This is a genomic window from Clostridium sp. AUH-JLR23 (assembly GCF_964238065.1).
Classification (GTDB): Bacteria; Bacillota_I; Bacilli_A; order Erysipelotrichales; family Coprobacillaceae; genus Allocoprobacillus; species Allocoprobacillus merdigallinarum.
Window position 1 is genome coordinate 50,531 of sequence record NZ_CAXSKY010000009.1, and the last position, 23,363, is coordinate 73,893.

The 23,363-nt window shown below is 30.1% G+C and carries 33 protein-coding genes; all 33 read right to left on the reverse strand.

From position 1 onward, the window contains the following. Positions 1-4 precede the first annotated feature (4 nt). The 33 genes from xseB to rimP all read right to left on the reverse strand — a co-directional run bounded on the left by xseB (position 5) and on the right by rimP (position 23,316). Complete coding sequence (xseB, locus tag ACESR5_RS05995; protein WP_087244031.1) at positions 5-220, reverse strand: exodeoxyribonuclease VII small subunit; 216 nt, start codon at positions 218-220, stop codon at positions 5-7. 8 nt (positions 221-228) lie between these two features. Next, a complete protein-coding gene (gene xseA, locus ACESR5_RS06000) occupies positions 229-1,482 on the reverse strand; it encodes an exodeoxyribonuclease VII large subunit (RefSeq protein ID WP_087244032.1) in 1,254 nt (417 codons plus the stop codon). Continuing rightward, positions 1,482-1,886, reverse strand: coding sequence for a transcription antitermination factor NusB (nusB, locus tag ACESR5_RS06005; RefSeq protein ID WP_087304188.1), 405 nt, complete (start codon positions 1,884-1,886; stop codon positions 1,482-1,484). The genes xseA and nusB overlap by 1 nt, the downstream gene beginning before the upstream one ends. 97 nt (positions 1,887-1,983) lie before the next feature. Further along, positions 1,984-2,331, reverse strand: a complete 348-nt coding sequence (locus ACESR5_RS06010; protein ID WP_087244034.1) for an Asp23/Gls24 family envelope stress response protein — start codon at positions 2,329-2,331, stop codon at positions 1,984-1,986. A gap of 56 nt (positions 2,332-2,387) precedes the next feature. Next, positions 2,388-2,846, reverse strand: a complete 459-nt coding sequence (locus ACESR5_RS06015; RefSeq protein WP_087244035.1) for a SpoIIIAH-like family protein — start codon at positions 2,844-2,846, stop codon at positions 2,388-2,390. A 62-nt stretch (positions 2,847-2,908) separates the two neighbouring features. Next, positions 2,909-3,469: an elongation factor P gene (gene efp / locus ACESR5_RS06020; RefSeq protein WP_087244036.1), complete on the reverse strand. Its 561-nt coding sequence runs from the start codon at positions 3,467-3,469 to the stop codon at positions 2,909-2,911. Between the two features lie 258 nt (positions 3,470-3,727). Further along, on the reverse strand, positions 3,728-4,105 hold the full coding sequence (locus ACESR5_RS06025) for a hypothetical protein (RefSeq protein ID WP_087244037.1): 378 nt from the start codon (positions 4,103-4,105) through the stop codon (positions 3,728-3,730). Beyond that, a complete protein-coding gene (locus ACESR5_RS06030; protein ID WP_373154717.1) occupies positions 4,083-4,547 on the reverse strand; it encodes a competence type IV pilus minor pilin ComGF in 465 nt (154 codons plus the stop codon). Before ACESR5_RS06030 ends, ACESR5_RS06025 begins: the two co-directional genes overlap by 23 nt. 153 nt (positions 4,548-4,700) lie before the next feature. Next, positions 4,701-5,132, reverse strand: a complete 432-nt coding sequence (gene comGD, locus ACESR5_RS06035) for a competence type IV pilus minor pilin ComGD (RefSeq protein WP_087244040.1) — start codon at positions 5,130-5,132, stop codon at positions 4,701-4,703. Then, the gene (comGC, locus tag ACESR5_RS06040) at positions 5,086-5,391 is read right to left on the reverse strand and encodes a competence type IV pilus major pilin ComGC (protein WP_087244041.1); all 306 of its coding nucleotides are present in this window, start codon (positions 5,389-5,391) and stop codon (positions 5,086-5,088) included. Before comGC ends, comGD begins: the two co-directional genes overlap by 47 nt. Positions 5,392-5,408: 17 nt before the next feature. Then, positions 5,409-6,407 carry a type II secretion system F family protein gene (locus tag ACESR5_RS06045; protein WP_373154701.1) on the reverse strand — a complete coding sequence of 333 codons (999 nt, stop codon included), beginning with the start codon at positions 6,405-6,407 and terminating at the stop codon, positions 5,409-5,411. Continuing rightward, the gene (locus tag ACESR5_RS06050; protein WP_129737312.1) at positions 6,400-7,386 is read right to left on the reverse strand and encodes an ATPase, T2SS/T4P/T4SS family; all 987 of its coding nucleotides are present in this window, start codon (positions 7,384-7,386) and stop codon (positions 6,400-6,402) included. Before ACESR5_RS06050 ends, ACESR5_RS06045 begins: the two co-directional genes overlap by 8 nt. Positions 7,387-7,461: 75 nt before the next feature. Further along, the gene (locus ACESR5_RS06055; protein ID WP_087244044.1) at positions 7,462-8,076 is read right to left on the reverse strand and encodes an MBL fold metallo-hydrolase; all 615 of its coding nucleotides are present in this window, start codon (positions 8,074-8,076) and stop codon (positions 7,462-7,464) included. A gap of 43 nt (positions 8,077-8,119) precedes the next feature. After that, positions 8,120-8,269 carry a 50S ribosomal protein L33 gene (rpmG, locus tag ACESR5_RS06060; protein ID WP_066443283.1) on the reverse strand — a complete coding sequence of 50 codons (150 nt, stop codon included), beginning with the start codon at positions 8,267-8,269 and terminating at the stop codon, positions 8,120-8,122. A 75-nt stretch (positions 8,270-8,344) separates the two neighbouring features. Next, positions 8,345-10,408, reverse strand: a complete 2,064-nt coding sequence (locus ACESR5_RS06065; protein ID WP_373154703.1) for a peptidoglycan D,D-transpeptidase FtsI family protein — start codon at positions 10,406-10,408, stop codon at positions 8,345-8,347. Positions 10,409-10,495: 87 nt separating this feature from the next. Then, on the reverse strand, positions 10,496-12,304 hold the full coding sequence (lepA, locus tag ACESR5_RS06070; RefSeq protein WP_087936281.1) for a translation elongation factor 4: 1,809 nt from the start codon (positions 12,302-12,304) through the stop codon (positions 10,496-10,498). Between the two features lie 75 nt (positions 12,305-12,379). Next, positions 12,380-12,712: a single-stranded DNA-binding protein gene (locus ACESR5_RS06075; RefSeq protein WP_087244047.1), complete on the reverse strand. Its 333-nt coding sequence runs from the start codon at positions 12,710-12,712 to the stop codon at positions 12,380-12,382. A gap of 208 nt (positions 12,713-12,920) precedes the next feature. Then, entirely contained in the window at positions 12,921-13,250 is a 330-nt protein-coding gene (acpS, locus tag ACESR5_RS06080; RefSeq protein ID WP_373154705.1) for a holo-ACP synthase, read from the reverse strand. Then, on the reverse strand, positions 13,250-13,849 hold the full coding sequence (locus ACESR5_RS06085; RefSeq protein WP_191492118.1) for a hypothetical protein: 600 nt from the start codon (positions 13,847-13,849) through the stop codon (positions 13,250-13,252). The genes acpS and ACESR5_RS06085 overlap by 1 nt, the downstream gene beginning before the upstream one ends. A gap of 41 nt (positions 13,850-13,890) precedes the next feature. Beyond that, positions 13,891-14,211, reverse strand: coding sequence for a thioredoxin family protein (locus ACESR5_RS06090; RefSeq protein WP_224762514.1), 321 nt, complete (start codon positions 14,209-14,211; stop codon positions 13,891-13,893). After that, positions 14,204-14,866: a tRNA (guanosine(46)-N7)-methyltransferase TrmB gene (gene trmB / locus ACESR5_RS06095; protein WP_087244051.1), complete on the reverse strand. Its 663-nt coding sequence runs from the start codon at positions 14,864-14,866 to the stop codon at positions 14,204-14,206. The genes ACESR5_RS06090 and trmB overlap by 8 nt, the downstream gene beginning before the upstream one ends. Positions 14,867-14,885: 19 nt before the next feature. Beyond that, positions 14,886-15,608: a pseudouridine synthase gene (locus ACESR5_RS06100; RefSeq protein ID WP_087296595.1), complete on the reverse strand. Its 723-nt coding sequence runs from the start codon at positions 15,606-15,608 to the stop codon at positions 14,886-14,888. Then, positions 15,605-16,072: a hypothetical protein gene (locus ACESR5_RS06105; RefSeq protein ID WP_087244053.1), complete on the reverse strand. Its 468-nt coding sequence runs from the start codon at positions 16,070-16,072 to the stop codon at positions 15,605-15,607. Before ACESR5_RS06105 ends, ACESR5_RS06100 begins: the two co-directional genes overlap by 4 nt. 129 nt (positions 16,073-16,201) lie before the next feature. Continuing rightward, on the reverse strand, positions 16,202-16,357 hold the full coding sequence (locus ACESR5_RS06110) for a DUF1540 domain-containing protein (RefSeq protein WP_087244054.1): 156 nt from the start codon (positions 16,355-16,357) through the stop codon (positions 16,202-16,204). A 35-nt stretch (positions 16,358-16,392) separates the two neighbouring features. Beyond that, positions 16,393-16,563 (reverse strand): sporulation protein Cse60, encoded by a 171-nt coding sequence (locus ACESR5_RS06115; RefSeq protein ID WP_087244055.1) that lies wholly within the window; start codon positions 16,561-16,563, stop codon positions 16,393-16,395. A 39-nt stretch (positions 16,564-16,602) separates the two neighbouring features. Then, positions 16,603-17,481 carry an aldose 1-epimerase family protein gene (locus ACESR5_RS06120; RefSeq protein ID WP_373154708.1) on the reverse strand — a complete coding sequence of 293 codons (879 nt, stop codon included), beginning with the start codon at positions 17,479-17,481 and terminating at the stop codon, positions 16,603-16,605. 13 nt (positions 17,482-17,494) lie between these two features. After that, positions 17,495-18,625 (reverse strand): N-acetylglucosamine-6-phosphate deacetylase, encoded by a 1,131-nt coding sequence (gene nagA / locus ACESR5_RS06125; RefSeq protein ID WP_373154710.1) that lies wholly within the window; start codon positions 18,623-18,625, stop codon positions 17,495-17,497. Between the two features lie 71 nt (positions 18,626-18,696). Then, complete coding sequence (rbfA, locus tag ACESR5_RS06130; RefSeq protein ID WP_087244058.1) at positions 18,697-19,050, reverse strand: 30S ribosome-binding factor RbfA; 354 nt, start codon at positions 19,048-19,050, stop codon at positions 18,697-18,699. Between the two features lie 13 nt (positions 19,051-19,063). Beyond that, the gene (gene infB, locus ACESR5_RS06135) at positions 19,064-20,914 is read right to left on the reverse strand and encodes a translation initiation factor IF-2 (protein WP_087244059.1); all 1,851 of its coding nucleotides are present in this window, start codon (positions 20,912-20,914) and stop codon (positions 19,064-19,066) included. Positions 20,915-20,927: 13 nt separating this feature from the next. Beyond that, on the reverse strand, positions 20,928-21,221 hold the full coding sequence (locus ACESR5_RS06140) for a ribosomal L7Ae/L30e/S12e/Gadd45 family protein (protein ID WP_087244060.1): 294 nt from the start codon (positions 21,219-21,221) through the stop codon (positions 20,928-20,930). Then, positions 21,211-21,465: an RNase P modulator RnpM gene (gene rnpM, locus ACESR5_RS06145; RefSeq protein ID WP_087244061.1), complete on the reverse strand. Its 255-nt coding sequence runs from the start codon at positions 21,463-21,465 to the stop codon at positions 21,211-21,213. Before rnpM ends, ACESR5_RS06140 begins: the two co-directional genes overlap by 11 nt. Before the next feature lie 12 nt (positions 21,466-21,477). Next, on the reverse strand, positions 21,478-22,839 hold the full coding sequence (gene nusA, locus ACESR5_RS06150) for a transcription termination factor NusA (RefSeq protein ID WP_087244062.1): 1,362 nt from the start codon (positions 22,837-22,839) through the stop codon (positions 21,478-21,480). Positions 22,840-22,854: 15 nt separating this feature from the next. After that, positions 22,855-23,316 carry a ribosome maturation factor RimP gene (gene rimP, locus ACESR5_RS06155; RefSeq protein ID WP_087244063.1) on the reverse strand — a complete coding sequence of 154 codons (462 nt, stop codon included), beginning with the start codon at positions 23,314-23,316 and terminating at the stop codon, positions 22,855-22,857. Between the last annotated feature and the right edge of the window lie 47 nt (positions 23,317-23,363).

The following is a 23,363-nucleotide window of genomic DNA, read 5'->3' on the forward strand; positions in this document are numbered from 1 at the left end:
TGTATTATTCCCCATTCTTAAATTCTTTGAGCTTTCCATCTTCATATATTTGTGCGACTTTTTCTTGAATATTTTTTAGTTTTTCATCACAATATTTAGAAAGAGTAATACCTTCTTGAAATAAAGCTATGCTATCTTCTAATGCAATTTCATTATTTTCAAGTAAGCTTACAATTTCTTCTAAGCGCTTTATAGCTTCTTCGTATGTCATTGCTTCCATTTTCTCACCTACTTTATTTGTGCCTTTCTCATACCATCATAAAATTGTATATCAATAAGATCGTCTGTTTTTACATCGTTTTGAGATTTTATAAGTTGATTATCCTTCTTTATTAAAGTATAACCTCTCTGCATAACTTTTAAAGGGCTTAAAGCATCAAGTTGGATAATCAATTGTTGGATTTTATAGTTTTGTTTTTGTATATTTTGATCCATTTTTTGCTTTAACTGTTTTTGATGATGTAAAAGCTGTTGTTCAACTTTCATATTTAATAACTTAAACTGATAAGAGAACTGATCTTGTAAATGTGTTAGACGTAATATCTCTTGTGAATAAAGAGCTTCTGGTGTTGTTAAAAAATAAGAATTTTTTAATCTATTTAATGTTTGTTGACAATTTTGAAGATAGTGGTTCATATCATGCACCAATTGTTGGGTTAATCCATTCAAATGTTTTTTTAATTCTTCCTGATCAGGCGTAGCGCTTACAGCTGCTGCTGTTGGAGTTGGACAACGCAAATCACTGACAAAATCGCATATTGTAAAATCTAATTCATGTCCAACGGCACTAATAATAGGCGTCTGGCATTGAAAAATAACGCGGGCTAAAGCTTCTTCGTTAAAATTCCACAAATTCTCAATTGTACCACCACCACGTGTTATCACAATTAAATCAAAACCAATGCGATCTACATTTTGTAAAGTTTCGATAATTTTTAAATATGCATTTTTCCCTTGGACTGGAATTGGGAAAAAAATCAATCTTACAAAAGGGAAACGTGAATGTGCAATTTCAATAAAATCATGAACAGCATCTCCACTTTTAGCTGCTAAAATAGCGATAGATTTAGGAAAACGAGGTATAGGCTTTTTATACTTTTCATCAAATAAGCCTTCTTTTGCTAATTTCTTTTTCAAATCTTCAAATGCTAGATATAACTTTCCTAGGCCATCCTGTTCAATTGATTGTACATATAACTGATATTCACCAGTGACTTCATAAACCGAAACACGGGCTCGTATATACACTTTCATTCCATTTTCCAATTGAAATTGAAGTTTTTTTGCTGCCGAAGAAAACATAACTGCTGAAATTCTTGAATGATCATCTTTTAAAGTGAAATAAAGATGACCACTAGGATGTGGTCTATAATTTGAAATTTCACCAGTAATATAGACATTATGCAAAGAAGCATCCTGATCAAATCTTGCTTTTATATATTTATTTAATGTATGTACACTAATATATTTTTTTGCATCCATTAAGCAATATGTCCTAAAATACCATTAATGAATTTATAAGATTCATCATCACAGAACTTCTTAGCATTAACAACAGCTTCATTAATCACAATTGTTTTAGGAAGATCGGATTCCAACAATTCACAAGCCGCAATTAATAAGATGGCTCTTTCCATAACGCTTAAACGTTCAAAAGTCCAACCTTTCTTTAAATGTTTTTCTAATAATTTTTGATAAGATTCTTTATTCTGTAATGTTGTTTCTACTAACCACAACGCAAATTTTAACGAATCTTCGCTTGTTGATAACTTTTCATTTTCTGATATATAAGTACGCATTTCATCAAGAGAAGTTCCTACTAATAAATTTTGATAAATACAAATCGTAGCTTGTTCTCTCGCTATTTTTCTATGTGTTTTTTCCATATAATTAAGTTGCCTCCACAATTTTCAAATATATTACATTTTACCACAATTATATATAAAAATAAACAAAAGAAAAGTAAGAAATCATTTTCTTACTTTAATCAAACTCAATATTATCAACTTCAATATTGATGTGTTGTACGTCAACATCAGTCATTTGTTTAACAGCAACTGCTATTTTCTCCTGAATTTCTTTTGTTATTGATGAAATATTAACACCATATTTAATACGAACATGGATACATATATAAACTTCATTATCTTTTATTGAGCAGTTTACTACTTTTTTTGTACCGGGAATCTGCATTCCCTTAGATGTATCTAAAGAAACATTTTTCATTTCATTGACAGTTCTCTTTGTAATTTCATCAAACACTTGAACATTCATCAAAATCTTTCCATTAACACGTCCTTGTGTATAAGTATAGTATTCATTATGTGCCATAACATTACCTCTCTTCTTACTACTATTGTATATAAAAAGTTACAAAAATACAAGTTTTATTCATCAATAAATTTAACTTCCACCTGATATGAATCACCTACTAAATTAAGAACTTCTTTAATGACATTTGAAGCATCACTTTGTGTTGCATCCTTTTTCAAAATTGTTATTTTGACAGTCTGATTATCAATTTCTACATAACTTTCCTGATAACCAAGTTCCCCTAATTGTGTGACAATTGATTTTTCTTTTTCAGTCACATTTTTTGTTTCACTTATAGTTTCTAGTGCTTCATTAATAGATTCAGAAGTGCTTGATTCTTTTGCAATAATTTCATTGTTTTTAGTAATAATATCTTCTCTTTTTTTATCAAGCTGATTCTGTAATTGTTCAATAGTAGAAATATCATTTTGAACAACTTCATTTTGTGAGGTTGGTGGTAACATGATGTAATAAATTGATAACACAAGAATAAGACTAAATAAAGTTAGAAATGTAAAAGCCTGTTTATTCATATTCATTCTCCTTTTTTCTATATACTATATGATAAAACAGACTTAATTATGAAAAAAAGAGCTTACGCTCTTCCTTGATATTTACCATCAACTGTATTAACAATAACAACTTCACCTTCATTAATAAATAAAGGAACTTTAATTTGATATCCAGTTTCGATAGTTGCATTTTTTGTTGCTCCAGTTGCTGTATCACCTTTTACAGCTGGTTCAGTTTCAGTAATTTTAAAAGCAACATTAATTGGTAATTGAATTCCTAAAACTTCACTTTCATAACTTGTTATTTCTACTTCGTCTGAAGGTTTTAAGAAATTCTTTTCCCATTCAAGACGACTAGCAGGAATTTCAATTTGTTCATAAGTTTCATTATCCATGAAAACAAAGCTATCTCCTGAATCATATAAATATTGCATTTTTCTTTTTTCAATCATTGCTAAATCAACTTTTGCAGTAGGATTATAAGAAACTTCAGTAATAGCACTTGTTCTCATATTTTTTCTTTTTACCATATATTTTCCTGATAATCTACCTTGTTTATTTTGATCATTAGAAATACATAAAAAAAGATCATTATTTTCTGTATATGCATTTCCTGGTTTTAATTCTTTAATGTTGACTGCCATAAAAAATATCTCTCCTTTGCTATATGTCTTCTAGATTATAGCAAATTTCAATGATATTGTAAAATAAAAAAGTGCATTGTACTATTGCTTTAGAAAAAAAGAATAAACATAAAATCTATTGCAAGTAAAATATAGGTCATAACTTTTAGATTGCGTTTCTTTTTTTCATCTATCATTGCCTTATTACAATAACATGTTAATAAAAAACAAATAATCAAAATACCAAAAACAATATAATAAATCATAAAATAGAACCTCCTATACATATTCAAATTTTAAAATGGCTCCTGTATCCACTTCTACCCACACTAAAAAAGAATACTGCATCTGTTTTGTTTGAACAAATGTTGTGACTTCATAATAATTCCCTAAATCATCTACGGTTGATATCACTTCATTACCATTAAAACTGTAATCATCACTTAGTAAAATATCATTTTGAACAGTATCGCTATAATATTTTACCAAGAAAATTTCTAAATTTTTTTGTTTCAATAACAAAGAAATAGAATGGAGCTGGCTGGCAGATTGAAGAATATAAAAACTCGTTATAGATAATGCTAATGTTAAAAGCATAAAAACAATTAATACGATTTGAAGAATAGATCCCCTTCTATTCATTAGTAACGATTTCATCTTGTCCTTCCTTTTTTTCAGAAGTAAACGCATATGTCAATAGAAAAGAGTAACGTTGACGATCTCTTGTTAAATGGATATATATCAAATCATTTTCAATAGAAAAAGAAACATCATCAACATGAAATAATAATATTTCAAATCCTGGCGTTTTTACTAATCTATTGTTATCAAGAATAAGCGAGTTCTCTTCTCCATCAAAATCTAAATAGCGAAATACCTCTCCAACTTCTATGTACGATGTTCCAATGGTATATTGACTGCATTGTTTGGCTGCAATATAAATATCTTCATTATTTGCAGTATGATGAGTATAAGCGTATTGTATAAGATTAAATAAACCAGTTAAAGTGAAAATAATCATCAGTGTTATTGAAAGAGATAATAATACTTCAATTAAAGTAAAACCATCTCGATGATACTGACGTAATCTTGTGAATATGTGAAATCACCTTCTTCTTTTAACAATAATTGATAATCTTGATGTATCTTTATTTCCTTTTTGTATAATATTGAAAATAAACTTATAAAGAGAATAAAAACTGAAATAAAAATTCCAAAAGCAAACAAGCTTTCAATTAATGTAGTTCCTTTTCTATTGAACATAAAAACTACCACTTCCAATCTGATAAACAAGTGTATAAACTTGACTCCCACAATAATATGTGAGTGTCTTTGCTCCTTGAATGTTTCCATTTTCATTAAATGTCAGCTGATGTGATTCAAATGAATCATTTGAATCAAGAGTAAAAGTTTGTGAGGATTCTTCCCATTCGTATTGAATAAAATCAGATGCAAAAGTCACTGTCACTTGCGTTTTTAGATTCATAGCTGTCAATTTCGCCTGATATAAAAAACGTGTTATTTCTTCAATCTTTGTATGATCGTTTTTGACTGGTAAATGTATGCGCCACGACAAACAAAATAACATACACATAATCATGAGAACAAATAATGTTTCAATCATAGTGAATCCTGATTTATCGTACATAGGCTTGCCCATTTTTGATAGATATTTTCTTTCCATTTGGACAGACACCTTGCTTTTCTGTTAAATATGGATCAGAGCCACTTGTTAAATCAGAGATCTTGGTTGGTAATTTACCATTTTCAATTTCATATAACAAAATTTGTGAATTGACAACCTCAATTTGAGCTTCACACCCTTTATTTTTAACAACAGTATTTTTAGATGTTACATTAGGAATAACAAGAAGTAGAATAACTAAAATAACACTAATACAGAAGATCATTTCAATTAAAGTAAACCCTTTTTTATTAAACATATTTACTTTCCTTTCTATTATATAGTTGATATGGAATTCATCATAGGAATAATAATGGCTATATAAATTGTAATGACAAACAAAGCCACAAAGCCATAAATCATAGGAATCAGATATTTTAAAAAACGTTCTATACAATAATCTAAATATTCATATGTAACCTGAATATAATAAGATAATGAATGTCTTTGTTGTGGATTTTTCATATACATCTGAAAAAAAGATATAAATAAATCATCAAAATATTCAAAGTCTTCCAATATTTCTTCTAAGTTCTCACCTCCATACAATCGATTATTTATCTCATACAAAATAATTTTTAAATCACTATCCGTCATCTGTTCATTTAAAATGCTTATAACACTGGTACTGTCAATATCTTCACTTAATAATTCATGAAAGTATAATGCAAATTTGAGTGAAAAATATTTTTGTAAAATCAGCTTAAATATCGGCCATTTGAGATACATTTCAATAATTCTATATAATTTATGCTTTAACGCATAAATCAGCCTTAAAACAAGATATAACGCTATAAAAACAGCACCAATAATAAAACTTGGTATAAAATAAAAAAAGCCAAATAAAATCTCTATAAGAAATGATTTTTCGATTTGGAAAGAACTAAAAAGCTGATTGACATTCGGTAACAGCATAAACACAACAAATAGTGAAAAAAGAAATAAAAAAGTCACCAATATAGAAGGGTATGTTAACTTTGATTTCAGTTTATTTTGATATTCTTCTTTCATTATGCAAATATCTAGGCTTTTCTTAATTGCTTCTGATAAACAATTTTTATTTTGAAAAAAACGAAAATATTCGCAGAACAAATGTGGTAAAGAAGAATTCAATAAAATGTTTTCTATTGATTCACCGTGATTTAACTGCTCCAACATTTCATCAATAACATGATAATGAATCATTTGCTGACATAAACGTAAAGCTTCTTCAATACTATAACCTGCTTCCAATAAACCATACAGATTTTTTAATAACAAATAATCTTTATTCATAGACAAGTTCCTCTTCAAATAATTCAGATGGGAATCCCATTTCAATGAATTGATGAGCTGCTTTATGAAAAGTAAGATAAGAAAACTCCTGATGATTTAGATATTTGTCTATATCCTCTTTTTTCATGAGTTCAGATATGACAAATGCCTTTTTATTTGCCACGTCATATTTCATACGCTGTGAAATAATACCTACAACAACATCAAGTATATCGGTTTTGTGAATACCCAAATTCATAAAGCGTTTAATAGAAAGTGGTGCATTACTAGCATGGATAGTTGTTAAAACAAGATGTCCAGTTAAAGCACAAGTCAAAGCAATTCTTGCTGTTTCTTCATCTCTAATTTCACCAATCATAATAACATCTGGATCATGTCTAAGGATTTGTCTAAGCGTATCATAATATGTAATACCAATCTTTTCATTCAACTCAATCTGTAAACAACCATCCAAATGAATTTCAATAGGATCTTCTATTGTAATGATGTTTTTTTGAGAGTCATTAAGAATTTGTTTTAAAACAGTATATAAAGTTGTTGATTTTCCTGAACCTGTAGCTCCACTTATAAAAAAGAGTCCATGACTTTGTTTCGATAACCAACAAAGATAATCTTGTATTTCTTTTTGATATGTAAGTTCTTGAATCGAACGTAATTCATGATTGTTTAAAATTCTTATGACAATACTTTCAAATTCTAATGACGGTAAATAAGAAACTCTTAAGAAATATTTTTTCTGATTCATTTTTAAAGAAATATTTCCAGTTTGTGGCATCAAACGATAATTCGTATGAATCAATGATTTATATTTAATAAAATTCATTAATTTATACCCTTTTTCATTTTCTAAAACATCATACAGTTTTAACTCACCAAAAATACGAAATTGAATTCTCAAATCTTTTTTTAATAACATATGAATATCCGTAGCTTTTTGATTCAATGCACGATAAATCATTTTTTCAAATAGTTCATCCATAATAACCCTCCTATTATATATATACGCATTATTTTTTCATTTTTCTTTTTTTCAACAAAAAAAGATCATAAATTTTTATGATCTTAAAAATGGATTATGCTTTTGTTCATAATTTAATGAGCTTTCTTCTCCATGCCCAGGGAGTAAACGTGCATCAAACTGTAAAGATTTAATTTTTTCTAAACTTTCTTTAGTAGTAAGATGAGATGATGTGGGGAAATCATAACGACCAATCGAACCAGCAAACAGAACATCACCACTAAATAAAGCATTTTCTTGAGGAACATAAATCATACTACTTCCATAACAGTGTCCTTCTAACAATAGCCACTGAACTGTCATCCCTATAATATTCATTGTAGAAGTTGCTTCCAAAAGAGGAGCTTTTAAAGTAAACGATTCTCCCATCATTGCAGATAGATTATATTGAGGATTTCTTATGATTTCAAATGATTCTTTTTGTGCATATACTGGACATTGAAATCTTTCATATAAATAATCAACAGCGCCAATATGATCAAAATGTCCATGTGTCAATAATATAGCTTTTAATTCTAACTCTTTTTCTTCTAAAAATTTAGCAACTTTTTGTCCTTGAGCACCTGGATCAATAATAAAACATTCATGATTATCATTATATATAACATAACAATTTGTTTGCATTGTTCCTAATATTAATTTTTTTATCATTATCTTCGTTCCTTTCAAAATAAAGAAAAAAAGCCAAAAAGGCTTATTTTTTTTCTTTATGAGTTGTTTTTTTATTACATCTAGGACAGTATTTTTTGACTTCCATTCTTTCTGGATGATTTCTTTTATTTTTTGTATTAATGTAGTTTTCTTCACCACATTCAGTACATTTTAAAATGATGTTTTCTCTCATTTTTACACCTCCATCACGACTTTGCCATACTATAATAGCATAAACAATTCAAAATTACCATAAATTTTTCACTTTTTATCCATATTTTTCAAAATACTTTTCAAATGCATATTTTGATAGAGTCGTACATGTCCCTCCACCAGCATCAGGTAATGCTTCAGCAATACAAGCAACAGCTATTTCTGGATTATCATAAGGAGCATATCCAATAAAGGCTCGATTGGCCCATACGTCACTTGTTCCTTCATAAACTTTCTGTGCAGTCCCAGTTTTTCCTGCTGCTTCATAATCTCCATTGACACCACTTGCTAATCCTGACACACAACCCATTCTAAATCCAGTATGAATTGTATCAAAAGCTAATTTATAACTTGAGACATCATCGAGTACTTTTACCTGATGTTGTAAAAGTGATATCTTTGTACCATCGTCATCTTCTGTAAAAGATTCCATAAAAAGATGTGGTTGGACTCTTTTACCACCATTGGCAATCGAGGAAACATATTGTGCCATTTGAATTGGTGTATAAGTATCATATTGTCCAATTGCAAAGTCAAGAAAGTTACCAGCTTGTCGTTGTGTAACACGACCACGATATCCTAAGGCTTCACTAGGTAAATCTATACCTGTCTTTACACCTAATCCTAATTCTCCTACATCAAGTCTCATCTGATCAAATGCTGAATCCCTAATAGACAAAGGCTCTCCGTATTCATAAGTTCCTCCACCTAATAAGGTTGCAACATAAAACATATAAATATTCGAAGATTGCGACAATGCTTCTGCAGCATTTAAACGTCCTAATCCACCTGTATCCCATGAAAACTTGGTCGGTGTACCAGCTATTTTAAAACCACTACTTGTATCATCAAATTCCGTGTATTGATTAATCACACCATGTTTAATACCTGCATATATTGTTCCACCTTTAAATGCCGAACCTATTTCAAATGCGTTTTGAACAGCGCCACCAGCCAATTCATAAATATCTCCCTTTTCATCTCTTTGATAACCACACATTGCATAAATGGCTCCTGTATTAGGATCAATCATAACAAGATAAATGTTATTAGCATATCTATATATTGAACTCGTATGTGCCTTCATTTGTTTTTCAATTTCATCAGTAATCGCCGATTGTAAATCCCAATCAATAGTCAAACGAATATTATCACCTTTTGTCCCACTTGATACAGTTTCTACAACAGGATTCCCATCACTATCATAAGCCAAGGAATAAGTTGCTGGAGTTCCAGCTAAAATATTTTCATACTGCATTTCTAAACCACTTATTCCCACACGTGAATCATTGTTATAATCCTGAGCTAATAATATATCTTTTGTACTTGCAGGCAATCCTTCTTTTTTCGATGTTACTCTTCCTAAAACAGATTTAAATTCTGTACCATATGTATTTTCTCTTGACCAGTCATTTGTTACTTTAACACCACGTAAAATATCAGAATTTTCACCAATGAGACTTGCTTCTTTAACTGTTAAACCTTCTAATAAAACAACTGATCCACTTGTACAGTTTTGAATTTTTGAATAAATCATATAATACTTAATATCATCATCAGATAAATTGTCTTTTAACATCTGACTTGTAATACGACTTAATTGTAATTGATAAATTTCATCACTTGAATATGTCGATCTTTCTTCGCTAGTGATTAAATCATTAATTAAATCATCTTTAGTATCCTTGCATTTTAAAATCAAATAATCTTTTTTATCTCTTTCAGTTACACTTTTAATATCAACATTTACATTTTTGACTAAAAAATTTGCAATGATTTTGATATCATCTTGCGTAATACTTTGTACGGCATAATAAGTCGCACAATTGATATTTTTATTGTAAGAAAGTCTTTTATAATTTCGATCATAAATATTACCACGGAATGTATCAGCAGTAAAAAGACTCGTATTATATTGTTTAAGTTTTGTTGAATAATATTCCTGTTGAGAAATTTGAGTAATAAACAAACGTATCAACAAGACAACACCAACAGCACCAATAACTCCCATTAAAATTTTAAATCTTCTTGAGATGACATTATCGGTTTGATTTTTAATTTGGGTTTCAATTTCTTTTTGCCCTTCAAATCGAATGGGATTTTTTTTGAATAAATTCAATTTTAATGCACCTCCTCGACTTATTATATTATATACAATCTAGAAAGTAAATCAACCCATAAGAAAAAGAGAATTTCACAAATTCTCTTAATCATCATCAACAGAAAGAATAGCCATAAAAGCTTCTTGAGGAATTTCTACACTTCCTACTGCTTTCATTCGTTTTTTACCTTCTTTTTGTTTTTCTAAAAGTTTTTTCTTACGTGAAATATCCCCACCATAACATTTTGCTAAAACATTTTTACGCATAGCTTTGATATTTGTTCTCGCAATAACTTTACCCTGTATTGCAGCTTGAATAGGAACTTCAAACATCTGTTTTGGGATAATCTCTTTTAATTTCTCACAAATAATACGACCTCGGTTATAAGCAAAATCTTTATGAACAATTGTTGATAAAGCATCTACAACATCACCATTCAATAAAATATCCATACGTGTTAATCGACTTTCTTTATAACCATCTAATTCATAATCAAAAGAAGCGTATCCTTTTGTACATGATTTTAATTTATCAAAAAAGTCATAGACAATCTCACTTAATGGAATCAGGTAAACAACATTTCTTCTCAAGTCATCAATATATTCAATATCCTGATATTCACCACGTTTAGATTGACATAGTTCCATAATTGGACCTACATATTCATTAGGTGTCATAATTGAAGCCTTAACAAATGGTTCTTCAATATGATCGATTCTTTGTGGTCCAGGCAATGCAGCAGGATTGTCAATTTCAATCATAGAACCATCTGTTAAATAACAATGATAAATAACGGATGGCGCCGTAGCTATTAATTCAAGATCAAATTCTCTTTCAAGACGTTCTTCAATAACATCCATATGTAAAAGGCCTAAAAATCCACAACGGAATCCAAATCCTAAAGCCTGTGACGTTTCCGGTTCAAAAACAAGTGATGAATCACTTAATTTCATTTTTTCTAATGCTTCTCTTAAATCTTTATACTTTGCATTATCAACAGGATACAAACCACAGTAAACCATAGGATTTAATTGACGATACCCTGGTAACTGAACATTTGAAGGTTGTTCTAAAGTTGTAATTGTATCACCGACATGAACGTCACTAATGGATTTAATCGAAGCAGCAATCCATCCAACTTCCCCTGTTACAAGTTCTTCTTTTTTAACCTCTTTTGGTGTTCTGACCCCTACTTCCAACACTTCATAAACAGCTCCAGTAGCCATAAAACGAATATGATCTCCAACTTTTATTTTTCCTTCTTTGACACAAACAAAAACAATAACACCTCGATAACTGTCATAATAAGAATCAAAAATCAAAGCCTGTGTAGGATGAGAAATATCACCACGTGGTGCAGGAACATTCAAAACAATATCTTCCAAAACATCTTCGATATTTAATCCAGTTTTGGCTGAAATCAAAGGTGCTTCATCAGCTGGTAAACCTATAATATCTTCAATTTCATGAATAACACGCTGTGGGTCTGCACTTGGTAAATCAATTTTATTAATAACAGGTAAAATTTCTAAATCATTATCTAATGCTAAAAAGACATTGGCTAATGTCTGCGCTTCAACACCTTGAGCAGCATCAACAACCAATACAGCTCCCTCGCATGCAGCTAAAGAGCGTGAAACTTCATATGTAAAGTCTACATGACCGGGTGTATCTATTAAATGCAAAAGATATGTTTCACCATTTTTGGCTTTATAAGTCAATTGAACAGCATTTAATTTAATAGTAATACCTCTTTCTCTTTCCAAGTCCATACTATCAAGTAACTGTTCCTTCATATCACGATCACTCACTGCCCCAGTAAGTTGTAAAATTCTATCAGCAAGAGTCGATTTTCCATGATCAATATGGGCGATAATAGAAAAATTTCTAATATGTGACTGATCAATACTCATCTTTATCTCCCCTTTCTATTCTTATCTATTTTACACAATTCTATCTTAAAAGAAAACAAAAAAATAGTCAAATGACTATTTTTTCATAAAATACTTATCCAAAAATTCAACATGTTCAACTTTGACTTCCATGATCGTTGTAGATAAATGATCAGGCGATTCAAATGTTTTAGACTGAAGCCTTCCTTTAATTCCTAAAAAACTTCCTGCTTCGCAACAATCCATAACTTCTTGAGCTATGCCTTTCCAAAGAACACAACTAATATAATCATGATCTCTAATCCCTAAATTATTACGATAAGGTCTTTCTACATCTAAGATTAAAGTTGCTAATTTAACACCAGTCGGTGTTTCTTTGAATTTTGGATTTTCAGCAAGTCTCCCTATTAAAATAATTTCATTAAACATTTTTATATTTTACCTCCTCATCTATGAGTATATAGGAAAATATAAAAAGTACCAAAAATGGTTGTTTTTATCCTTTTTATAACTTTTCTTTATATTTTGGAAGCTCAAAAAGCATAAAAATGATAAAAAAATGGAGAAATCATACAAAAATATGAGCCAATTTATTAAAATGAGTCATGCCTATAAAAGAAAAAAGTAAAGAAAATCTTTACTTTTCAAGCAAAACAAATGCAATTGCATATTTATTTTCATGTGAAATAGAAATATGAGCATGAGAATCATGTAAATAAGGCGCACCACTTTCATCATTTAAAATTTCAATATCATGAAAAGCCATTGCTCCAATACCAACATGACAAGCTTTCATATAAGCTTCTTTACCAGCAAAACGTCCTCCTAAAAATTCTAATTGTCTTTTAGGAGAATTCATTTTTTTAAATATCTGATACTCTTTTGGCGATAAAATATGTTTAACAAAATTGAGATTATGAATATCTAAACGTTCAAGATCAATAATATCAACACCTATTCCCTTCATTAATCTTTAAACTTTTTTTCATAAAGACTCATCAATTCATCTAAACTCATAGAATCATCAATTTCATCAATGAAAGAATCCTCATCTTTGTTTTGGAAATCTAGCTTAAATTCACCAGTTCTCTCTTCAATAATTTTTAATTGATCTTGTTCTTCTTCAACAATATTTGCTATATTTCTTAAATTCTGTTCAACACTTGGTTCTTCCACTTCAACCTTTTTTGGTTTTTTTGTCTTTTCTTCTTCCACATTTTCAAAAGGACCGTAAAACGGACTTATAATGGGAATTAATTCATCTGATTCCTTTTTGACTTTCTTAACCTTAGGTTTTGCCGCCTTTTTAACTTCTGTTTTTTTTGTCTCTTTTAAACCTGTCATTGGAGATATAATCTCACTCATACGGTAAGTAGATTCTGCAGGCGCACTTTTTTTAACTTCTTTTTTCTTTGGCTCTTCTTTTTTGATATTTTTCTTTGTTTCAACCTCATCATTATAAATAAGAGGAGTACTAAATTTTTCTTTACGTCTTTGTTCTAAAACAGGATCAACTTTTTCAAATAATTCTTCTTCCTCTTCTTTTTTAAAAAACTTTTTAAACATTTTGCTTTCCTCCTTACAACATTATTTCTATTTCTCGTTTTCTAATCAATCTGATCAATAAACTCCTGAATCTGCTGTTGTGTTTTTCTTAATTTATTGACATATCTTCCAACTTCTTTACCATCACGATAAGCGACGAAAGATGGAATACCCATAATCTCTAAATCAATACACAAATCAACCATTTCATCACGATCTATATAATAGAAAGTCCACTCTGGATTTTGTGCTACTAAATCATCAATAAATGTTTTTAAAAAATGACAATCTGGACACCATGTTGTTGAAAATACTAACATAGCATTTCCTTTAATTGCATTTTCAAATGCCTGTAAATCACTAATCTTTATTAAATTATCCATTTTTATTAACTCCTTTAAATGTTGTTTTGACTTGATATATTGGACCAAATGGAGAAAACTTTCTCTCATATTCTGTTTGAATATTATCCTCATATCCTTCACTATGATGCAAGTCTAAGCATACATCTTCAAAATGTAATCCATAGTTTTGAAATGACACCAAAGAATATTCAAACAATAAACGGTTATCTGTTTTTAAAATCAATTCACCATTATCAATAAGAATATTTTGATATACATCTAAAAATGCAGGTGATGTTAAACGTCTTTTTGTATGTCTTTTCTTAGGCCAAGGATCACTAAAATTTAAATGTATACGATTCACTTCATGTTTACCAAAAACTTCTGTTAAAAGAATGGCATCTTCTTTTAATAATTTTAAATTTGATGGTATTTTTTCTAATTGATCTATTTTTTTTATAGCTCCGACCATAACACTTGGAAATTTTTCAATTCCAATATAGTTGATATTTGGATAACGTAAAGCATTTTCAATAATAAAATCACCCTTACCCATTCCAATTTCAATATATATAGGATTTGAATTTCCAAATAACTCATTCCATTTTCCACGATATTGTTTACCATCTAAAATCACAATATCATCATGTGCAGCTAAAATATCATTAGCTTTAGGATTATTTCTTAAACGCATATAAGCCTCCTATATTTTTTTATTGTAACACAGTTTCACTCTTTAATCTATCTAATTCTTCATCAGTTAAAGGACGATAAGCTCCTAATTCAAGATTTTCATCTAAGTTTAAATTTTTCATACGTATTCTTTTTAAATAAAGAACTTCTTTACCAACAGCATGAAACATTTTCTTAACCTGATGGAATTTTCCTTCATAGATTTCTACTTCAATCTCACTATGATTTTGTGTTGTTGATAAAATTTTTAAATGTGCACTTTGACATTGATATTCATTATCAATAACAACACCAGATAAAAAGGTTTGAACATCATCATCTGTTACAACACCTTGAATTTTTGCATAATACACTTTAGGGCAATGTTTTTTAGGTGATAACAGCTGATGAGCAAGAACACCATCATTTGTAATCAATAATAAGCCTTCAGTATCAACATCTAATCTCCCAACAGGAAATAAATCTTGGCGATAATTTTCTTCAATTAAATCAATAACAGTTGGATAAACATTATCTTCAGTGGCACTCACATAGCCAGCAGGTTTATTTAACATATAATAAACATATTCCTGATAATGAATACGTTCATCATCAACATAGACCTTATCTCCTACAGGATCAACATGATGTTTATCTTTTTTAATAACTTCTCCATTGACTTTCACATAACCATTTTTGATTAATTGTTTTACTTCTTTACGTGTCCCAAAACCACAATGGGCTAATAATTTATCTAATCTCATGATTGTACCTCAATATATTTTTCTACTTTTTGTGTTTTTTCTTTATCCAAATAATAACAAACATATATTTTTACATCTTGTATCTTTTCAGTTTCTCCAGAAAGCTGAACTCCTTTATAAAAATGTTGACTTTTATCAATATAATCAACTTTCATGTGGCTGATAGAGTCATCAACAATTCCTAAAACCGGACACATCTTTTGATCATCTTCATGAGCATATGCCATAGCCTCGATATAATACATATCAACCTGTGGCTGGTCGATAATAACATCATAACGATAACTATCTTCTAAATCATAAAAAACAACTTGAACATGAAATGGATAATCTGTATCAAATTCCTGATGTGATATTAACTGTTCTTTAATTTGATAATATTCCTGAAATTGTTCATCAGAAGATGATGATTGACATGCCACACAGAACAAAGAAATCAATAAACATAATAATATTTTTTTCATATCATCACCGCTTCTATTATAACAAATTTATAATCAGATAGCTATATGAAATCATCATGCTCATAATGAAAAAAGGTATCATTATGACTAGCATAACAATACCTTATTTTCAATATAACGTTGAAAAATTTATTTTCCACGACATTCAAATGTATCACAAGCAGTTTCTGCATTTTTCTTTGCTTCAACGCAGTGACAATTACCGACATGAATACAGTTTGCTTCACAACATCCATCACAATAATATTTACAACTATCTACGCTACATTTAACATCCTTAGCCATAGTTTCACCTCCATATATTATTATGGCTTGATGGACTATGAATATACAATCAAACAACTAAAACTGTATTCAAGATTTCCATGACATGATGTTAAAGCAACCTGATATTGCATGTCCTGAATTTGCGGATTTTCTTTTTGAATAAATTCATTAAGTGCATCTTCTAAATCCAATTCATGTGTTTTTTCTATGATTTTAATTTTCATATGTCTATTATAACATCATGACTATATTCAATTTGTCAACTATTGACGTATTTCAATAGCAAATTGGCAACTGAATTCTTGTTGTGGTTCTAATGAAATGATACCTTCTTTATCTTTAAATTCGCCATCAAAGTCGATATAATCTCCATGTCCGTTCCATGGTTCTAAAGCTAATAATCCACCGACATGTTTACTTGCCCAAATTCCAAGATGTGGATAATTTTTCATATGGAAATAAATAGCTTTTTGATGATTAATTGATTTTAATGCAACATAACTTGATTGAAAATCTTTAAATACAATAGCATCATTATTTAATAATGCCTGTCTTACAAAGAAACGTTTTTCATGATCAAAAAATGGTTTTGTTGTACGTGACATAGCACGATGAGCAACATCAATGACTTTCTGATCAAGAGTTTCTTCTTTTTCAAATTCAACATAGTAATCATTGCTTGATTCATTTTCCATAAACGGACATGCAAATGCTGGATGTCCACCAATCTGGAAATAAATTGTTTTTTGATCAGTATTTTTGACAACACATTGACATTCCAATGTATTCCCTTTTAAAGTATAAATGACTTTCAAATTAAATAAATATGGATATTGTTTTAAAATATCTTCATTTGGAGTTAATTCAAACTCAACGCAAGTATCAGATAATTGATGTGTCATATATTCATTATGTCTAGAAAAACCATGTTGTGTCATATGATATGTTTGTCCATCTATACGACATTCATCATTATGCAAAGCACCTACAATTGGGAAAAGTATTGGTGCACTACTTGCCCATAATGATGGATCTCTACGCCACATATAGTTTATTTGATCATGCTGTCCGATAATTTTAATAATTTCAGCACCTTTTGCATTTAATTCAACTTCTAATTCACTATTTTTTAAAATCACCATATTCTATACCTACCTATTTCAATTGTCCCTTAATCATTGTTTGTTGAATTTGAATGTTGTCATCAAAGAAAATAATATCTGCATAATTTCCCACTTTAATTTCTCCTAATAATGGTTCATTTAAACTCTGAGCAGGATTATAACTTGCTAAATTGACAGCTTCATTTAATGTTAATCCAAGATGTTCATAAGCATTTTTAACAGCCACATTCATTGAAACAATACTTCCTGCTAATGTTCCATCAATCAATCTCGCTTCTCCGTCTTTTACATAAACATCTTGATTTCCTAAAAGATATTTTCCATTTTCCAAGCCTGCTGCTTCAAGAGAATCTGTAATTAAAATCAATTTATCTTTACCTTTAGTACGTAATAATGCTTTAGCAGCTGCATAATTGACATGTACGCCATCTAAAATCAATTCTGCATAAACACTATCATTGATCATAACAGCTCCAACAACACCTGGTGCTCTATGTGTTAATGGTGTCATAGCATTATAAGTATGTGTTCCTGAAGTTGCCCCCGCATCAATAGCCGCTTGAGCTTGTTCATAAGTTGCATTTGTATGTCCTAAAGAAACAACTGTATTCTTATCTTTTAAATAAGATATGAGTTCTAATGAGTGTTCTAATTCAGGAGCAATAGAAATTTTTCTGATGATATCCTGATGATCTTGAACAAAAGATAAATAATTATCAACTGTTGGCAAAATCATACATTCTTCTGGTTGTGCTCCTTTATATTTTTTATTAAAGAAAGGTCCTTCTAAGTGTGTACCTAAAACTTGAGCCCCTTCAACTTTATCTTTATTGACAGCAATATTTTCAATAGCTTTAGCAATATCATCAACAGGCATAGTCATTGTTGTTGGTAAAAATGATGTTACTCCTGTTTTTAAAGTTGCTTTAGAGATTGTGTTTAAATCATCAAATGTAGCATACATCGTATCACTACCACCACGACCATGCGTATGTACATCAATGAAACCTGGGCTTACATAAGCACCTTTTGCATCAATAATATCTTCATCTTCTGGTTGACGATTACTGATTTCTGTAATCTTATCATCTTCAATAAATACATTTTTGTTTACAATTTCATCATGTAAAATGATTTTCCCGTTTATAATACATTTTTTCATTTTTTATGTCCTCCTTCTATTATTATATGCTTATTAACCTTAATCTTCAAACAATATATAAAAAAAGATTTCTAATCATTAGAAATCTTTTTTTGTTGATTTAATTCTTCAATAATACTTTCAATTTTATTACCATATTCAATTGATGTATCTATAACAAACTGTAGCTCAGGACATTTACGAACTGTTAAACGTTTTGCTAAAAGAGTACGAATAAATCCTTTAGAGTGTTGTAAAGCTTCCATTCTTTTTTGAGGATTTTTATTTAAAAAAGAAACATAAACTTTAGCAATTGATAAATCATTTGTTACTTCTACACCAGTAATCGTACAAAAACCTATGGCTGGATCTTTAACTTCCATTTGAATAATATCAGATAATTCTCTTTGAATAATATTATTTAATTTTTCTTTTTTTAATACCATAAAAGATCAGCTCCTATTTTCTTTCGACTTCTTCCATGATGAATCCTTCAATGATATCTCCTTCTTTAATATCATTGTAGTTTTCAATTGTCATACCACATTCATACCCAGCCGATACTTCTTTTGCATCGTCTTTAAATCGTTTTAAAGATGCTAATTTTCCTTCATAAATAACAACACCATCACGGATTAAACGGATACCACAATCTCTACGTATATATCCATCTGTTACATATGAACCAGCAATATTTCCAATTTTAGAAACCTTGATAACTTGTCTAATTTCAGCTTGACCAGTTACAACTTCTTCTAATTCAGGAGCAAGCATACCACGCATAGCCGCTTCAATTTCTTCAACCATTTTATAAATAATATTATGAAGTCTGATTTCTACTCCTTCTTCCTCTGCTTTACGTCTTACGTTAGCATCAGGACGAACATTAAATCCATAAATAATAGCTTTAGAAGCACTAGCCAATAAAACATCAGATTCACTGATTGCACCAACAGTCGAACGAATAACATTGACACGTACACCATCAATATCAATCTTTTCTAATGAACCCTTAACAGCCTCAGCTGTACCATTGACATCAGCTTTGACAATAATATTTAAATGAGCAACCTGTCCTTCTTTAATTTGGTTGAACAAATCATCTAAGCTCATTGCTGAGCTAACACCACGATCTTGTTCCTGTTTAGCCTTTTGTCTTTCTTCTCCAACATGACGAGCCATCTTTTCAGTTTCAAATGCCATAAACTTATCACCAGCTACAGGCACATCATTCAATCCTGTAATTTCTACTGGAGTTGAAGGACCAGCTTCTTTTAATTCTTTTCCATGATCACCAAGCATCTGACGAACACGTCCAAAGGCAGTTCCAACAACAATTGGATCTCCAGCTCTTAATGTTCCATTTTGTACAAGTAAAGTTGCAACAGGTCCTCTTCCTTTATCCAAACGACCTTCAACAACACTACCATAAGCATAACGTTTTGGATTTGCTTTTAAATCAGCAAGTTCTGCAACAACTGTCAATGTTTCTAATAATTCCTGAATTCCAATTCCTTTTTTTGCAGAAATATTACAGTAAACTGTATCTCCACCCCATTCTTCAGGCATTAAACCTAATTCACTCATTTCACCTTTGATACGTTCAGGATCAGCACCTTCTTTATCAATTTTATTAATAGCGACAACAATAGGTACACCAGCAGCTAAGGCATGGTCAACTGCTTCTTTTGTTTGTGGCATAACGCCATCATCAGCAGCAACAACAATAATAACAATGTCTGTTAATTGCGCTCCACGGGCACGCATTGCAGTAAATGCTTCATGTCCAGGCGTATCCAAGAACGTGATTTTCTTTCCATTCACTTCAACCTGATAAGCACCAATATGTTGAGTAATACCACCAAATTCGCCTTCTGCCACTCTTGATTTTCTAATATAATCAAGTAAAGTTGTCTTACCATGATCAACATGTCCCATAATTGTAACAACTGGTGGACGACCAACTAAATCAGCTTCATCATCAATGATTTCAATATCTTCAAAGTTAATTTCACTGACAATAACCTTTTTCTTTACTTCATAACCATACTCAAGACAAATTAACTCAACTTGTTCATCATTTAATGATGAATTGATTGTTACCATTGTTCCAAGCATGAATAAAACTTTAATAACATTAGCTGGTGTCTGTCCAATCATCTCAGCTAATTCACCAACTGTAATACCATCTTCATATTCAATAATTCCATCTCCCAATTTCTTTTCTTCCTTTTTTTGTGGAATATTAGAAATGAGTTTCTTTTTATGATGGTTTCCCTTTTTCTTTGTTGATGTATTCTTTTTTGCCATAATATCAACCTCCTCATTTTGATTTGATTTTATTTGCAAAACCTTTATCCAATATACCTAACGCAACACGATTGTTTTTCCCAATGGCTTGAGAAAGTTCTTCACTTTGTCCCATAACACAATAATCAATATGATAATAGGTACATTTATCAATATATTTCTTTTTGGTATTATCACTTGCATCTTCTGCAATGATAACAAAATCAACCTTTTTTTGTCGAATTGACTTTAATAACACATCTCCTGTAGCAATTTTTCTAGCACGCATTGCTAATCCCAACAATGAAATCGTACTTTTATCCAACATATTTTTTTAATTCTTCAAAAATCTCATCAGGTATATCTACTTCAAGAGATTTTTTTAAAACTCCTTTTTTTTGAGCTATTTCAATTGCTTCAAGGCTTCTTTTTAAATAAGCACCTCTTCCATTCATCTTTCCTGTTGGATCAACAAATACTTCACCTTCTTTATTTCTCACCACACGAATCAATTCTTTTTTAGGCAATTGTTCTTGTGTTGCTACACACTTTCTTAAAGGTATCTTTCGCACTCAAAATCACCCCTATTTTTCATCATAATATTTGTCAAATTCATCATAATCAATGTCTTCATCATATTTTGGATCATAATCATAATCATCATACTCATCATAGTCATCATAATCATCGAATTCTTCTGATTCCTCTGATTCATCATGATCTTCTTGATACATATCACTATCTTCTTCTATTATATCATTTTCTTCGAAATTTTCTTGTAATTCTTCATCTGTTTCAGATAATTTATCTTCAAATGATTCTTCAATAACAGGTTCGTCTTCTTTTATCATTTCTGCTTCAAATGATTTTTCAAATTCAGCATCCTCACCATATATAATACCTTCATTTGCAGCTTCACTAACTGACTTGATATCTATTTTCCATCCAGTTAATCGTACTGCTAAACGTGCATTTTGACCTCTTTTTCCAATAGCAAGTGATAACTGATTATCAGGAACTATAACTAAAGCACTGTGTTTTTCTTCATCAATATCGACATGTACAACATCTGATGGTGATAAGGCGTGTGAAATATACACAACTGGATCTTCACTCCATTCAACAATATCAATCATTTCTCCATTTAATTCATTCACAACATTGCGTACACGGCTTCCTTTTGGACCAACACATGCTCCAATAGGATCAATATTTTCATGACTTGTATAAACTGCAATCTTGCTACGATCTCCAGCTTCACGAGATACAGATTTGATTTCAACAGTTCCATCATAAATTTCAGGAACTTCCATTTCAAATAATCTTTTTACTAATCCAGGTTCTGTTCTTGAAACACCAATATGTGTTCCTTTTGTATTACGTTCAACATCACTCACATAAACTTTAATACGTTGCCCTTCATATATCTTTTCACCTGGAATTTGTTGATTTAATGGTAATAAAGCACCTGTTCTACCAATATTAATAATCGCAAAACGTTCTTCCACGCGATCAACAGTTCCATTAATAATATCATCTTTTTTATCAATATATTCGTTATATAATGTTTCTTTTTCAGCTTCACGAATTTTTTGTTTCAACAACTGTTTTGTCTGAATAGCTGCCAAACGTCCAAAAACTTCTGGATCAACTTCAGTGACAACATCATCACCTATTTGATACTTAGGATTAATCATTTGAGCTTCTTCTAAAGACAGTTCATAATCTTCATCATTGACATCATCAACAACATGTTTAATCTCATATAAACGAATCTTTCCATTGATTTCATTAATTTCAACACGAATAATTGACTCAGGACCACCATAGTTCTTTTTATATGATTTTTCTAATGCTTCTTTTAAAGCATCAAGCACAATTTCTTTTTTGATACCTTTTTCACTTTCTAATAAATCAAGTGCCTGAATAAATTTTTTACTAGCCATTTTACATTATCCTCCTTAAAATTTAACAGCTAACCTTATAAAAGCAATATCATTATAATCAATATTGCATTTTTTCTTAATGTTTTTTACCATATACTGTAACTCAATTTGAGTACCTTCAACATTCAGTATTGTCCCATAAACCTCATTCATGCCTTGAGTTGGATTCTTAAACTGGATATATACATACTCTCCAATAGATTGTTGAACTTTTTCAAGTGTTTTTAATGGTTTTTCAGCACCAGGTGAAGATACTTCTAAATAATACTCATCTTCAATCAAATCTTCCTGATCTAACATATCGCTAATAGCTTCACTCACTGCAACACATGTATCCATATCAAGATGACCATTATTTTTCTCAATAAAAATTCTTAAATACCATTCATTTTTTTCTTTGACATATTCAATGTCATCTAAATAAACATCATGATCATTTAATATAGGTTGAATAAGTTGTTTGATTTTTTCTAGCATATAATCCTCCGTTTACAAATATAAACGAGAGGGTTTCCCCTCTCGTA